Here is a 12654-nt window from a genome sequence, read left to right as displayed (position 1 = left end):
CTATCTAGCGTAACGGCAGTAAGGGCACGATGTGTCCGTTGTGGCGGGCTGGCGGAGAGTGACTTTCCGCCAGCCATTTCGGAAACTCGCGCAGCGGCATTGGCCGCGCATACAAGTACCCCTGCAAAATATGTACGCTGTGACGGCGCAGGTAGCGTGACTGCTCCTCGGTTTCCACCCCTTCCGCAACCAGTTCAATATTCAGCCGCTGACCCAGCGCAATAATAATATCCGTTACCGTTGAGTTCACGGCGTCGGTGCCGATCGCGGTGGTGAAGGATTTATCAATTTTCAGCACATCCGGATGCAGTTTTTCTAGCCATGAAAGTGAGCTGTTGCCGGTACCAAAGTCATCAATCGCAAGTTTCACCCCTTTGCGGTGCAGCTCCCGCACGATGCGGTAATCCACATCCAGCAACGCATCGCGTTCGGTTAACTCCACGATCAACTGTTGAACAGGGCTGGCGTTAAACCAGATGCGGTTGAGATCCTGGATCAGCGCAGCGCGGCGAAAATGGCTGGCGGCCACGTTAATGCCGATATGGAAATCGCGCGAGGCCGGGAAATAGCCTATCTGCCGCACCGTTTCGCTGATGACGTAGCGGGTAAGCGGAACAATCAGGTTATGTTCTTCGGCCAGAGGGATAAAGACATCGGGCGAAATCCATCCCTGACGCGGGTTGTTCCAGCGCAGGAGGATCTCGACGCCGACGCATTCCCGGGTGCGGGCATTCACCAGCGGCTGGCAGAAGAGCTCAAACTCCCTGGCCGCAATTCCCATATTGATTTCCCAGGTGAAACTGATGCGCCGCGCGGTGGCGAGCCAGGCGATATAGCCCATCAGTAAGCTGAGCATTAACGCCAGCGGCAGCTGGGTGGGCAGATTTTTTAACGCCATTTCGCCAGGCCCGGGGCCACTCACCGTGACGCTGAAAGGGTAATGCTGTGACGATTGTTCCAGCAGGGAGGCGTTTTCATCGAAGGTCGGCGTAGTCGTCACCTGTTGCCCGTCGCGGAGGAAGTTATCTCCTACTCTCAGGACAACGTCGGTGATCTGCGGCCGCTGCGGCTCGAGAATCATTTTAGTGATGAGATCGATATTCACCACCTCCATCACCCCGTCGTTGCCGTCGCTCGCGAGGGGAGACCACTGAATCAGTACCGGGCTGCCTTTTACCAGCCACCGATCGGTCAGCAGCAACAGCCTGGATTCACTGACCGGCAGCTCCGGCACAAACTCACTGACGGGCACATTACGGCTGCCAAAGACGCTTGAGCAATACAGTATTCCGTCTTGAATGAGGGCGATGGAGCGTACGGTCTGGAGGATCGCCGCCTGTTTTCGCAGGATCAGATTTGCTTCGGAACAGGGTATGCCAACCAGTGAAAGTAGCGTTTCCCGCTGGGCCTCTAACGAAAGAAGCACCTTATCAAGCGCACGCACGGTGTGGTGGGTAAAGTCGTGGATCCGATCCTGATTTATGTTGCGCTGTGAAATAAAGCGAATACCCAGCGTCAGGACGAGCGTAACGAGCGCAACCGTGACACAGACGGTAACGCGTTTTCGGCGATAGTCTTTAATGATCGTTTGTGCAGTTTGCATGAACGGTCGCCTGTTAAGCACCGGCCGGAAAAGCCAGACGCAACAGTGACAGTGTAGTGGGGAATACGTGAAGCGACGAGACGAGAGGGGAAAATTCGCCCATCCGTTGCAGATGGGCGAAAGGAAGGCTTAGTCGCACTGCACCTTAATGGCCAGACCGCCGCGCGAGGTCTCACGGTACTTCGCGTTCATGTCCTTGCCGGTTTCGTACATGGTTTCAATAACCTTATCCAGCGACACGCGTGGCTCGCTGGTACGGCGCATCGCCATACGCGAGGCGTTGATCGCTTTGACGGAGGCGATGGCGTTACGCTCAATGCACGGCACCTGCACCTGACCGGCAACCGGGTCACAGGTCAAGCCGAGGTTGTGCTCCATGCCGATTTCCGCCGCCACGCACACCTGCTCAGGGCTTGCGCCCAGCAGTTCCGCCAGACCCGCTGCCGCCATGGAGCAGGCCACGCCCACTTCACCCTGACAGCCCACTTCAGCGCCGGAGATGGACGCATTCATCTTGTACAGCGCGCCGATAGCGCCTGCCGCGAGGAAATAACGGATGTAGATGTCCGGCGTCACGGGCTCAATAAAGTGATCGTAATAGGCCAGCACCGCCGGAACGATACCGCACGCGCCGTTGGTTGGCGCGGTCACCACGCGGCCCCCTGCGGCGTTCTCTTCGTTCACCGCCAGAGCAAACATGTTCACCCAGTCGACCACGTTCATTGGGTCATTGGAGAACTTGTCGGTAGTGACCAGCATGCGGCGCAGCGCAGAGGCACGACGCGGTACGCGCAGTGGCCCAGGCAGAACGCCTTCGGTGTTCATCCCGCGGTCAATACAGGCGCGCATGGTTTGCCACACGTTAGCAAAATAGTCTTCGATCTCTTTCTTACTGTGCAGCGCCAGTTCGTTCTGCATCACCATGCCTGACAGGGACAGACCGGTCTCTTTGCAGTAGCCCAGCATCTCGGTGGCCGATTTAAACGGATAGGGCACATTGACGTCGCCCGCGCTCTCTTTACCAAAGTGTTCTTCGTCAACGATAAAGCCGCCGCCTATGGAGTAGTAAGTTTTGCTGTAGATCTCTTTTTCGCCACTCCAGGCGTGGATGGTCATGCCGTTTTCATGCAGCGGCAGGTTGTCGCTACGAAAACGCATCCCGTCATCCTGCGGGAAGTCCACTTCGTGCTGGCCGTTAGCCAGCAGCAAACGACCGCGCGTTTCCACGTCGCGGATAAATGCCGGAATGGCATCAATATCAACTGTGTCCGGCATATTGCCCGCCAGACCCATAATAATGGCGATATCGGTGTGGTGGCCTTTACCCGTTAATGACAGTGAACCGTAAACGTCTACGGCGACACGAGTAACGCTTTCCAGTAATCCTTTTTCGACCAGATCATCGACGAACTGTTTACCGGCCTTCATCGGCCCTACAGTGTGGGAAGAAGATGGACCAATCCCCACTTTGAACATGTCGAATATACTAATCACTTTCACACTCCTGACAGGGTTACTGGGGTTCCAGTAACGATGTTATAACTGCGCATAGTGTAAGAGGGAACACCAACCTCGGCTTAACTATTCACATGAATTAAACTAATGGTTAACGATGGTTTTGCTAATAGCGCGACGCCGATCGCAAACCTGCCAGAAAAGGGTGGAATGTAAAGTATAGTCAAGGCTTCAGGCCGATTTGCAGGGCCAGCTCACGAATGATGCCTGCCGTCATGCCCCAGACAAAATAATGCTGATACCACGACAGCCAGACCCGATGATCGTGTCCGCGGCGGTGAATATCCAGCGGGTGATAGCGACCCAGACGAAGGGCCTCTTCCAGCGGCATTTCGAATACCGCTGAAACTTCATCGACGCTGGCGTGATACTGAAGATCGGGCGGAATAATGCCAACGACCGGCGTGACCTGAAAACCGGTTACGCTGTCCACTGGCGGCAGCACGCCGATCACCTCGACCGCCTCCGGGGGGATCGCCACTTCCTCATGCGCTTCGCGCAGTGCGGCGGCAATCAGGGATGCATCGGTGCTGTCCACCGCGCCGCCCGGGAACGCAACCTGACCGGCGTGTTTTCGCATATGCGGTGAGCGCTGGGTAAGCAACAGACCCGGCTGCTCACGACGCACGACCGGGATCAGCACCGCCGCCTGACGTTGATTCAGCGTGGCGCGGTTAACCTGGGGCCGCAGAAGCTGAAAGCGCGACAGAAAATCATCCAGCGTCAGGTTGTCTTTCTTCACCGTGAGTTCTCCAGTTGTTTCAGGATACGATTCACTTTATCAAAGGTTTCCTGATATTCCGCCTCCGCCTGGCTGTCGGCCACAATGCCACCGCCTGCGGAACAGTACAGGTTACCGTCGCAGGCCGTCAGGGTGCGAATAGTGATGCTGGTATCCATGGTGCCGCACAGACTCACATAGCCGATGCTGCCGCACCAGGCGTTGCGGCGATGCGGTTCCAGTTCGTCGATGATCTCCATCGCCCGGACCTTCGGCGCGCCGGTAATGGAGCCGCCCGGAAACGCGGCGCGGAGCAGATCGCAGGCGGTTCGCGAGGCCGGCAGACGTGCGGTGATGGTGCTGACCAGATGATGCACCGCCGGGAATGGCTCCACGACGAACAGCTCCGGCACGCGCACGCTGCCCGGCTCGGCGACGCGGCCAATATCATTGCGCATCAGATCGACAATCATCAGGTTTTCAGCGCGATCTTTCGGCGAGGCCGCCAGCGTCTCCGCCTGCTGACGGTCGGCGTCGGCATCGGCAAGGCGCGGCAGGGTGCCCTTTATCGGGCGGGTCTGAATCATACCGTCAGCCAGGTGAATAAAACGCTCAGGCGAAAGGCTGAGGATGGCGCCGTGTTCAAGGCGTAAAAATGCGCTGAACGGGGCCTTATTGCTGGCATTGAGGCGGGTAAACGCCTGCCATTCGTCTCCCTCGTATGCCGCCTGGAAACGCTGGGCGAGGTTGACCTGATAACAGTCGCCGCTGTGAAGATACGCCTGCACGCGGGAGAATTTTTCCGCGTATTCCTCCGCGCTCATGTTCGAGCGCCAGCCGGAGGTTAGCATAAAGCGTTCCGGGGCGGCGGGCCGTTGCGCCTCAAGCCAGGCCAGACGCGCCTGCACGTCCCGGTGGCTTAGCAGAGAAACCGTCTGCTTACGGTGATCCACGATCAGCGCCCAGTCATAGAGCCCCACCGCCATATCCGGCAGGGAAATATCCGCCTGCGCATGCTCGGGCAGCTTTTCGAAACGGCGACCCAGATCGTAACCAAACAGGCCCAGCGCGCCCCCCTGGAAAGGCAGATCCGGATCCGGTGTGGCAGATAAGCCCAGAGCATGGATCTCGTTCTGAAGCCGCATCAGCGGATCGTCCGTTGGCGACAGCGCATCGGTCGTCAGCGTTTTAACCGGGTCGGCCACCAGAATATCAAAGCGGCTGTAGGGGTGATCCGCATGCCCTGAGTGCAGCAGCATGGCAAAAGGAAGGTGGCTCAGACGGGCAAACCAGAACTCGGCGGCGTCTGCACGCCAGGGCAAGGTCATAACAGTGGGGAAGCGCATGTTCATGTATGGCATACTACCGGGCAGCGTGAAATAATTAGCGCGAATAATTTAGCAGGAGTTAACGATGTTTGCAGGTTTACCTTCTCTCAGCCATGACCAACAGCAGAAAGCCGTTGAACGTATTCAGGAGCTGATGTCCCAGGGGATGAGCAGCGGACAGGCAATTTCCCAGGTCGCGGAAGAACTTCGCGCCACCCATACCGGCGAGCGGATCGTGGCGCGCTTTGAGGATGAAGATGAAGAATAACCGGCTTACACTGCCGCGATAATCTTGATCTCAACCTTATATTCCGGTTTCATCAGCGTGGCCTGTACGGTGCAGCGTACAGGCGCGTGACCCGCCACCACCCACGCATCCCAGGCTTTATTCATCGCCGCGAAATCGTCTTTATTCGCCAGAAAAATCGTCGCATCCAGAATGCGGGATTTATCGCTGCCCTGTTTTTCCAGTACGGCGTCGATCTGCGCCAGGGTGTTGGCGGTCTGCTCGAAGGCGTCAGCGTCCAGATTGACAGGGACGCCGGTGTAGTACAGCGTCTGGTTGTGGATCACCACGTCAGACCAGCGGGCTTCGGCATCAATGCGCGTAATTGTCATAAACGTATCCTCGTTATCTTTCGTCGTCAGGCGGCAAGACTGCCATAATGTTCCGCCGTCGTCACTATTTGGGGTGGCACCGGAGAGAAGGGGCTGACATAATCCCTGTGCAAAAATACAGTGAGAGAACACCGTGGCAGACGATTTTTCCCCAGAAGGTCAGTTAGCACAGGCTATTCCCGGCTTTAAACCGCGCGAACCCCAACGTCAGATGGCGCATGCCGTCGCGCACGCCATCGACAAGGCGCAGCCGCTGGTCGTGGAGGCCGGCACCGGTACGGGGAAAACGTATGCTTACCTCGCTCCTGCGCTGCGGGCGAAAAAAAAGGTGATCATCTCTACGGGATCAAAAGCGCTCCAGGATCAGCTCTACAGCCGCGATTTACCCACGGTGGCGAAAGCGCTGAAATACAAAGGGCGTCTGGCCTTGCTGAAAGGGCGTTCTAACTACCTGTGTCTGGAGCGTCTTGAACAGCAGGCGCTGGCGGGCGGCGACCTGCCGGTACAAACCCTGAGCGATGTGATCGTCCTGCGCGCCTGGGCCAACCAGACGGAGGAGGGGGACATCAGCACCTGCGCGAGCGTGCCGGAAGACTCCCCGGCCTGGCCGCTGGTGACCAGCACCAATGACAACTGCCTCGGCAGCGACTGCCCGCTGTATAAGGACTGTTTTGTGGTGAAAGCGCGTAAAACCGCGATGGACGCCGACGTGGTGGTGGTGAACCATCACCTGTTTCTTGCGGATATGGTGGTCAAAGACAGTGGTTTCGGCGAGCTGATCCCGGAGGCGGAGGTGATGATCTTCGATGAAGCCCATCAGCTACCGGACATCGCCAGCCAGTATTTTGGTCAGTCGCTCTCCAGCCGTCAGCTTCAGGATCTGGCGAAAGATATTACCATTGCCTATCGCACCGAACTCAAAGATACCCAGCAGTTGCAGAAGTGCGCGGACCGCCTGGCGCAATGCGCACAGGATTTCCGCTTACAGCTTGGCGAGCCGGGCTATCGCGGCAACCTGCGCGAACTGCTCGCAGACAAAAATATCCAGCGCGCGCTGCTGCTGCTCGATGATGCCCTTGAACTCTGTTACGACGTGGCGAAGCTGTCCCTCGGACGTTCAGCGCTGCTGGACGCCGCTTTCGAGCGCGCCACGCTCTACCGTGGGCGGCTGAAGCGGCTGAAAGAGATCAACCAGCCGGGCTATAGCTACTGGTACGAATGTACCTCGCGCCACTTCACCCTGGCGCTCACGCCGCTGACCGTTGCTGATAAATTCAAAGAGGTGATGGCGCAAAAGCCCGGCACCTGGGTCTTTACCTCGGCCACGCTGTCGGTCAATGACGATCTGCACCACTTTACCGAGCGCCTCGGCATTGAGCAGGCGGAATCCCTGCTTCTGCCGAGCCCGTTCGACTATGAGAAACAGGCGCTGCTGTGCGTGCCGCGCAATCTGCCGCTGCCTAACCAGCCGGGCGCGGCGCGCCATCTGGCGGCCATGCTGAAGCCGATGATTGAGGCCAACAACGGGCGCTGCTTTATGCTCTGCACCTCACACGCCATGATGCGCGATCTGGCCGAGCAGTTCCGCGCCACCATGACGCTACCGGTGCTGTTGCAGGGGGAAACCAGCAAAGGCCAGCTGCTCCAGCAGTTTGTCAGCGCCGGTAATGCCCTGCTGGTGGCGACCAGCAGCTTCTGGGAAGGGGTGGACGTGCGCGGCGATACGCTCTCGCTGGTGATTATCGATAAGCTGCCGTTCACATCGCCGGACGATCCGCTCCTGAAAGCGCGCATGGAGGATTGCCGTCTGCGCGGGGGCGATCCGTTCGACGACGTCCAGCTGCCGGACGCGGTCATCACGCTTAAACAGGGGGTAGGGCGACTGATCCGCGACGTCACCGACCGCGGGGTGCTGGTGATCTGCGACAACCGCCTGGTGATGCGTCCCTACGGCGCCACCTTCCTCGCCAGCCTGCCGCCCGCGCCGCGCACGCGGGATATTAAACGCGCGGTCCGCTTCCTGGCGAACCCGACGGCGGAGTAATTCTTCCCGGAGTGTGTTAAGATGCGCGCCATTTTGTGACTGACCATTGCGAGAGCGCGACGACTGATGCGAATTCTGGCTATTGATACCGCGACAGAGGCCTGTTCCGTTGCCCTGTGGAACGACGGTACGACTTTTGCTCATTTCGAAGAGTGCCCACGGGAACACACCCAACGTATTCTGCCCCTGGTAAAAACCATTTTAACCGAGGGCAACACCGCCCTGACTGACCTCGACGCGCTGGCCTACGGCCGTGGTCCGGGCAGCTTTACGGGCGTACGTATCGGGATTGGCATTGCGCAGGGGCTGGCGCTGGGCGCTGACCTGCCGATGATCGGCGTCTCAACGCTTGCGACCATGGCTCAGGGCGCCTGGCGCATGACCGGCGCCACCCGCGTGCTGGCTGCGATTGATGCCCGCATGGGGGAAGTCTACTGGGCGGAGTACACCCGTGACGAAAACGGCGTCTGGCACGGCGAAGAGACGGAAGCGGTGCTTAAACCTGAAGCCGTCACCGGGCGCCTGAAGCAGCTCTCCGGTGAGTGGGCGACGGTCGGAACCGGCTGGCCGGCATGGCCTGAGATGGCGAAGGACACCGGCCTTACGCTGGTGGACGGTAACATGCTCCTGCCTGCCGCCGAAGATATGCTGCCGATTGCCTGTCAGCTGCTTGCCGCAGGAAAAACCGTGGCGGTTGAACATGCTGAACCGGTTTATTTACGAAACACCGTCGCGTGGAAGAAACTTCCTGGCCGCGAGTGAATCTCAGTAACAGGAACTGAGAAAAAGGAGTCGCATCATGGCGGTTCAGACTAAAGTTGTACGCTTTCTTATGGCAGGCGCGGTTGCCATAGCACTGAGCGGGTGCGTCACCGTTCCTGATGCGATCAAGGGCACCAGCCCGACGCCACAGCAGGATCTGGTACGCGTGATGAATGCCCCGGAGCTGTATGTCGGGCAGGAAGCGCGGTTTGGCGGCAAGGTGGTTGAAGTGATAAACCAGCAGGGTAAAACCCGACTGGAGATTGCCACTGTCCCGCTGGACGACGGCGCGCGGCCTGTTCTGGGTGAAGCCTCGCGCGGGCGGATCTACGCTGACGTCAGCGGCTTCCTCGATCCGGTAGATTTCCGCGGGCAGCTGGTAACCGTCGTCGGGCCGATTACCGGTTCGGTGGCGGGGAAAATCGGCAATACGCCATACAAATTTATGACCATGCAGGTGAACGGCTACAAACGCTGGCGTATCGCCCAGCAGGTGGTGATGCCGCCACAGCCAATCGATCCGTGGATGTGGGGTCCGCATCCGTATCGTTACGGCTACGGTGGCTGGGGTTGGTACAATCCAGGCCCTGCACAGGTTCAAACAATCGTAACTGAGTAACTTACTGTTATTGTTAGGAAAGAGACAGCGGCTCAGCCGCTGTCTCTGTTTTTTTACGGATAAAACGAAAAAAAAGAGTGACGCGCTTCGCAACCTGCAATCTGAACAATTAATAAACTGGTACGCTGAGTTAATATAATGTTAACAAACTGTTTATTATCGGGGCTGTGATGACGACGAACACTCATTTCAGAGGTGATGCATTGAAAAAGGTTTGGCTTAACCGTTATCCCGCGGATGTCCCTGCGGAGATCAATCCTGACCGTTATCAATCCCTGATTGAATTATTTGAGCACTCGGTACGGCGCTACGCTGACCAGCCCGCATTTGTGAATATGGGCGAAGTGATGACCTTCCGTAAGCTGGAAGAGCGCAGCCGGGCGTTTGCGGCCTATTTACAGGAAGGGTTGGGCTTGCAGAAAGGGGATCGCGTCGCGCTGATGATGCCAAACCTGCTGCAATACCCGGTGGCGCTGTTCGGGATCCTCAGGGCAGGGATGATCGTGGTTAACGTTAACCCGCTCTATACCCCGCGCGAGCTGGAACATCAGTTGAATGACAGCGGCGCGGCGGCGATTGTGATTGTCTCCAACTTTGCCCACACGCTGGAAAAAGTCGTTGAAAAAACCCAGGTTAAGCACGTCATCCTGACGCGCATGGGCGACCAGCTCTCTACCGCGAAAGGTACGCTGGTCAACTTTGTCGTTAAATACGTTAAGCGGCTGGTGCCGAAATACCACCTGCCGGATGCCATCTCCTTCCGCCGCGCCCTGCATGCGGGCTACCGGATGCAGTACGTGAAGCCGGAGATCGTGTCTGAGGATCTGGCCTTCCTGCAATACACGGGCGGCACCACCGGCGTGGCGAAAGGGGCGATGCTGACCCACCGTAACATGCTGGCGAACCTTGAGCAGGTTAATGCCACCTACGGGCCGCTGCTGCACCCGGGCAAGGAGCTGGTGATCACCGCGCTTCCGCTGTATCACATTTTTGCGCTGACCATGAACTGCCTGCTGTTTATTGAGCTTGGCGGGCAAAACGTACTGATCACCAACCCGCGCGACATTCCTGGGCTGGTCAAAGAGCTGGCGAAATACCCGTTCACCGCCATGACCGGCGTGAACACCCTGTTTAACGCGCTGCTTAACAATAAAGAGTTCCAGCAGCTCGATTTCTCCACGCTACACCTCTCTGCGGGTGGCGGGATGCCGGTTCAGCAGGCGGTGGCCGAGCGCTGGGTGAAACTCACCGGGCAGTATCTGCTGGAAGGCTATGGTCTGACGGAGTGCGCCCCGCTGGTCAGCGTTAACCCGCATGATATCGACTACCACAGCGGCAGCATTGGTCTGCCGGTCCCGTCGACGGAAGCAAAACTGGTGGATGATGAGGATAACGAAGTGCCCCATGGCGAGCCGGGCGAGCTGTGCGTCAGAGGGCCACAGGTGATGCTGGGTTACTGGCAGCGTCCTGATGCGACCGATGAAATCATCAAAGACGGCTGGCTACATACCGGCGACATCGCGGTGATGGATGACGAAGGCTTCCTGCGCATCGTCGATCGCAAGAAAGATATGATCCTGGTGTCAGGGTTCAACGTCTATCCGAACGAAATCGAAGACGTGGTGATGCAGCACAGCGGCGTGCTGGAAGTAGCGGCGGTGGGCGTTCCCTCCGGCAGCAGCGGTGAAGTGGTGAAGATATTTGTGGTCAAGAAAGATCCTTCTCTGACCGAGGATGCGCTGATAACGTTTTGTCGCCGTCAGCTGACCGGCTATAAAGTGCCGAAGCTGGTGGAATTCCGGGATGAGCTGCCGAAATCCAACGTCGGGAAGATATTACGACGAGAATTACGTGACGAAGCCCGTGCCAAAGTGGACAATAAGGCCTGAGCTTCACGTTAATCGCCCAGACGCCGGTTAATCCGGCGTTTTTTATGGGCGCAAACAAAAGAGAGTCCGATTTGAATTACCAGATGATCACTACCAACGACGAGCTGGCTTCGCTGTGCGAGGTGACGCGTGAATTTCCCGCTATCGCCCTGGATACGGAATTTGTCCGCACCCGAACGTACTATCCGCAGCTGGGTCTGATTCAGATGTATGACGGCAAACACGTGTCGTTGATTGACCCCCTCGGCATTACCGACTGGGCACCAATGCGCGAGCTGTTGCTGGATACCGCCGTGACCAAATATCTGCACGCGGGCAGTGAAGATCTGGAAGTCTTTCTCAACACCTTTGGCATCATGCCGCAGCCGCTGATTGATACCCAGATCCTCGCGGCGTTCAGCGGTCGTCCGCTCTCCTGGGGTTTTGCGGCGATGGTGGAAGAGTACACCGGTCTGACGCTGGATAAGAGCGAATCGCGTACCGACTGGCTCGCGCGTCCGCTGACGGCGCGTCAGCTTGAATACGCCGCGGCAGACGTCTTTTATCTGCTACCGATTGCCGGCCAGCTCATGAAAGAGGCTGAGGCGTCCGGTTGGCTGTCTGCCGCACTGGACGAGTGCCGCATGACGCAGCAGCGTCGTCAGGAAGTGGTTGATCCGAAAGAAGCCTGGCGTGACATCACCAACGCCTGGCAGCTGCGCACCCGTCAACTGGCCTGTCTGCAATTGCTGGCTGACTGGCGTCTGCGTAAAGCGCGTGAGCGCGATCTGGCGGTTAACTTCGTGGTGCGTGAAGAACACCTGTGGGCGGTGGCGCGCTATATGCCGGGTAGCCTTGGTGAGCTGGACAGCATTGGCCTTTCCGGAAGTGAGATCCGTTTCCACGGTAAAACGCTGCTCGCGCTGGTAGAGAAAGCTCAGCAACTGCCAGAGGACGCACTGCCAGAACCGCTGCTTAACCTGATGGATATGCCGGGCTACCGCAAGGCGTTCAAAGACATCAAAGCGCTGGTGCAGACGGTGGCGGGGGAAAGCAAACTGAGTGCCGAACTGCTGGCTTCACGTCGTCAGATTAACCAGCTGCTGAACTGGCACTGGAAGTTGAAACCGCAAAATGGTTTACCGGAACTGGTCGCCGGATGGCGGGGGGAACTGATGGCCGAACGCCTGAATACCCTGCTGGAAGGGTATCCGCGCTAAAGAATTGTAGCCCCGGTAAGCGCAGCGCCACCGGGGAAATTGCCGGGCGGCGCGATGCTTACCCGGCCTACAAAACCACAAACGGATTAACGCGACTCTTCCGCTTCCGGAAGCGTCACGTTCAGCTCCAGAATCGAAATATCCCCGTCTTTTTGCTCCAGCTGAACGGTGACCATTTCCGGGTCAATCTGCACGTATTTGCAGATCACTTCCAGAATGTCTTTGCGCAACTGCGGCAGGTAGTGCGGTTCGGCGTCGCTACGACGACGTTCCGCCACAATGATTTGCAGACGTTCTTTTGCGATGTTGGCGGTGCTTTTTTTCCGCGAGAGAAAAAAGTCCAGTAATGCCATAAC

Annotated in this window: 12 protein-coding genes; 6 read left to right on the top strand and 6 right to left on the bottom strand. The window is 57.9% G+C overall.

The window, feature by feature from the left end; translation table 11 throughout:
- Positions 1–4: 4 nt before the first annotated feature.
- From ACOTWU_RS08085 to pabB, 4 genes are all read right to left on the bottom strand, one after another.
- Positions 5–1603 (bottom strand): EAL domain-containing protein, encoded by a 1599-nt coding sequence (locus tag ACOTWU_RS08085; protein ID WP_220719424.1) that lies wholly within the window; start codon positions 1601–1603, stop codon positions 5–7.
- A 129-nt stretch (positions 1604–1732) separates the two neighbouring features.
- Positions 1733–3097, bottom strand: coding sequence for an L-serine ammonia-lyase (gene sdaA, locus ACOTWU_RS08080; protein ID WP_003859920.1), 1365 nt, complete (start codon positions 3095–3097; stop codon positions 1733–1735).
- Between the two features lie 184 nt (positions 3098–3281).
- A complete protein-coding gene (locus tag ACOTWU_RS08075; RefSeq protein ID WP_017384324.1) occupies positions 3282–3860 on the bottom strand; it encodes a CoA pyrophosphatase in 579 nt (192 codons plus the stop codon).
- On the bottom strand, positions 3857–5191 hold the full coding sequence (gene pabB, locus ACOTWU_RS08070) for an aminodeoxychorismate synthase component 1 (RefSeq protein WP_017384323.1): 1335 nt from the start codon (positions 5189–5191) through the stop codon (positions 3857–3859). The genes ACOTWU_RS08075 and pabB overlap by 4 nt, the downstream gene beginning before the upstream one ends.
- A gap of 61 nt (positions 5192–5252) precedes the next feature.
- Here pabB and ACOTWU_RS08065 point away from each other — a divergent pair, with 61 nt between their 5' ends.
- Positions 5253–5435: a YoaH family protein gene (locus tag ACOTWU_RS08065; protein WP_003859925.1), complete on the top strand. Its 183-nt coding sequence runs from the start codon at positions 5253–5255 to the stop codon at positions 5433–5435.
- 5 nt (positions 5436–5440) lie between these two features.
- On the opposite strand, the gene ACOTWU_RS08060 is transcribed toward ACOTWU_RS08065, so the two are convergent.
- Entirely contained in the window at positions 5441–5785 is a 345-nt protein-coding gene (locus tag ACOTWU_RS08060; protein ID WP_058662914.1) for a RidA family protein, read from the bottom strand.
- Between the two features lie 133 nt (positions 5786–5918).
- Here ACOTWU_RS08060 and ACOTWU_RS08055 point away from each other — a divergent pair, with 133 nt between their 5' ends.
- The 5 genes from ACOTWU_RS08055 to rnd all read left to right on the top strand — a co-directional run bounded on the left by ACOTWU_RS08055 (position 5919) and on the right by rnd (position 12298).
- A complete protein-coding gene (locus ACOTWU_RS08055) occupies positions 5919–7829 on the top strand; it encodes an ATP-dependent DNA helicase (protein WP_023303884.1) in 1911 nt (636 codons plus the stop codon).
- 66 nt (positions 7830–7895) lie between these two features.
- Positions 7896–8591, top strand: a complete 696-nt coding sequence (tsaB, locus tag ACOTWU_RS08050; RefSeq protein WP_015570308.1) for a tRNA (adenosine(37)-N6)-threonylcarbamoyltransferase complex dimerization subunit type 1 TsaB — start codon at positions 7896–7898, stop codon at positions 8589–8591.
- 37 nt (positions 8592–8628) lie between these two features.
- Positions 8629–9210, top strand: a complete 582-nt coding sequence (locus ACOTWU_RS08045) for a Slp family lipoprotein (RefSeq protein WP_023303883.1) — start codon at positions 8629–8631, stop codon at positions 9208–9210.
- 203 nt (positions 9211–9413) lie between these two features.
- Positions 9414–11099 (top strand): long-chain-fatty-acid--CoA ligase FadD, encoded by a 1686-nt coding sequence (fadD, locus tag ACOTWU_RS08040; RefSeq protein WP_126498638.1) that lies wholly within the window; start codon positions 9414–9416, stop codon positions 11097–11099.
- 83 nt (positions 11100–11182) lie between these two features.
- Entirely contained in the window at positions 11183–12298 is a 1116-nt protein-coding gene (gene rnd, locus ACOTWU_RS08035; protein WP_122959317.1) for a ribonuclease D, read from the top strand.
- Positions 12299–12384: 86 nt separating this feature from the next.
- On the opposite strand, the gene minE is transcribed toward rnd, so the two are convergent.
- Positions 12385–12651 carry a cell division topological specificity factor MinE gene (gene minE, locus ACOTWU_RS08030; RefSeq protein WP_003859937.1) on the bottom strand — a complete coding sequence of 89 codons (267 nt, stop codon included), beginning with the start codon at positions 12649–12651 and terminating at the stop codon, positions 12385–12387.
- Between the last annotated feature and the right edge of the window lie 3 nt (positions 12652–12654).

The sequence above is a fragment of the Enterobacter cloacae complex sp. GYL001 genome (genome assembly GCF_049237125.1).
In the GTDB taxonomy this organism is placed as follows: Bacteria; Pseudomonadota; Gammaproteobacteria; order Enterobacterales; family Enterobacteriaceae; genus Enterobacter; species Enterobacter hormaechei_C.
Note: the sequence above shows the minus strand (reverse complement) of the source record. Positions and strands in the feature narration are given on the sequence as shown.

What these genes read in the sequence shown, in the direction of transcription:
- ACOTWU_RS08085 (WP_220719424.1), bottom strand. Translation starts at nt 1,603, where the DNA reads ATGCAAACTGCACAAACGATCATTAAAGACTATCGCCGAAAACGCGTT.
- pabB (WP_017384323.1), bottom strand. Translation starts at nt 5,191, where the DNA reads ATGAACATGCGCTTCCCCACTGTTATGACCTTGCCCTGGCGTGCAGAC.
- ACOTWU_RS08065 (WP_003859925.1), top strand. Translation starts at nt 5,253, where the DNA reads ATGTTTGCAGGTTTACCTTCTCTCAGCCATGACCAACAGCAGAAAGCC.
- ACOTWU_RS08060 (WP_058662914.1), bottom strand. Translation starts at nt 5,785, where the DNA reads ATGACAATTACGCGCATTGATGCCGAAGCCCGCTGGTCTGACGTGGTG.
- tsaB (WP_015570308.1), top strand. Translation starts at nt 7,896, where the DNA reads ATGCGAATTCTGGCTATTGATACCGCGACAGAGGCCTGTTCCGTTGCC.
- ACOTWU_RS08045 (WP_023303883.1), top strand. Translation starts at nt 8,629, where the DNA reads ATGGCGGTTCAGACTAAAGTTGTACGCTTTCTTATGGCAGGCGCGGTT.
- rnd (WP_122959317.1), top strand. Translation starts at nt 11,183, where the DNA reads ATGATCACTACCAACGACGAGCTGGCTTCGCTGTGCGAGGTGACGCGT.
- minE (WP_003859937.1), bottom strand. Translation starts at nt 12,651, where the DNA reads ATGGCATTACTGGACTTTTTTCTCTCGCGGAAAAAAAGCACCGCCAAC.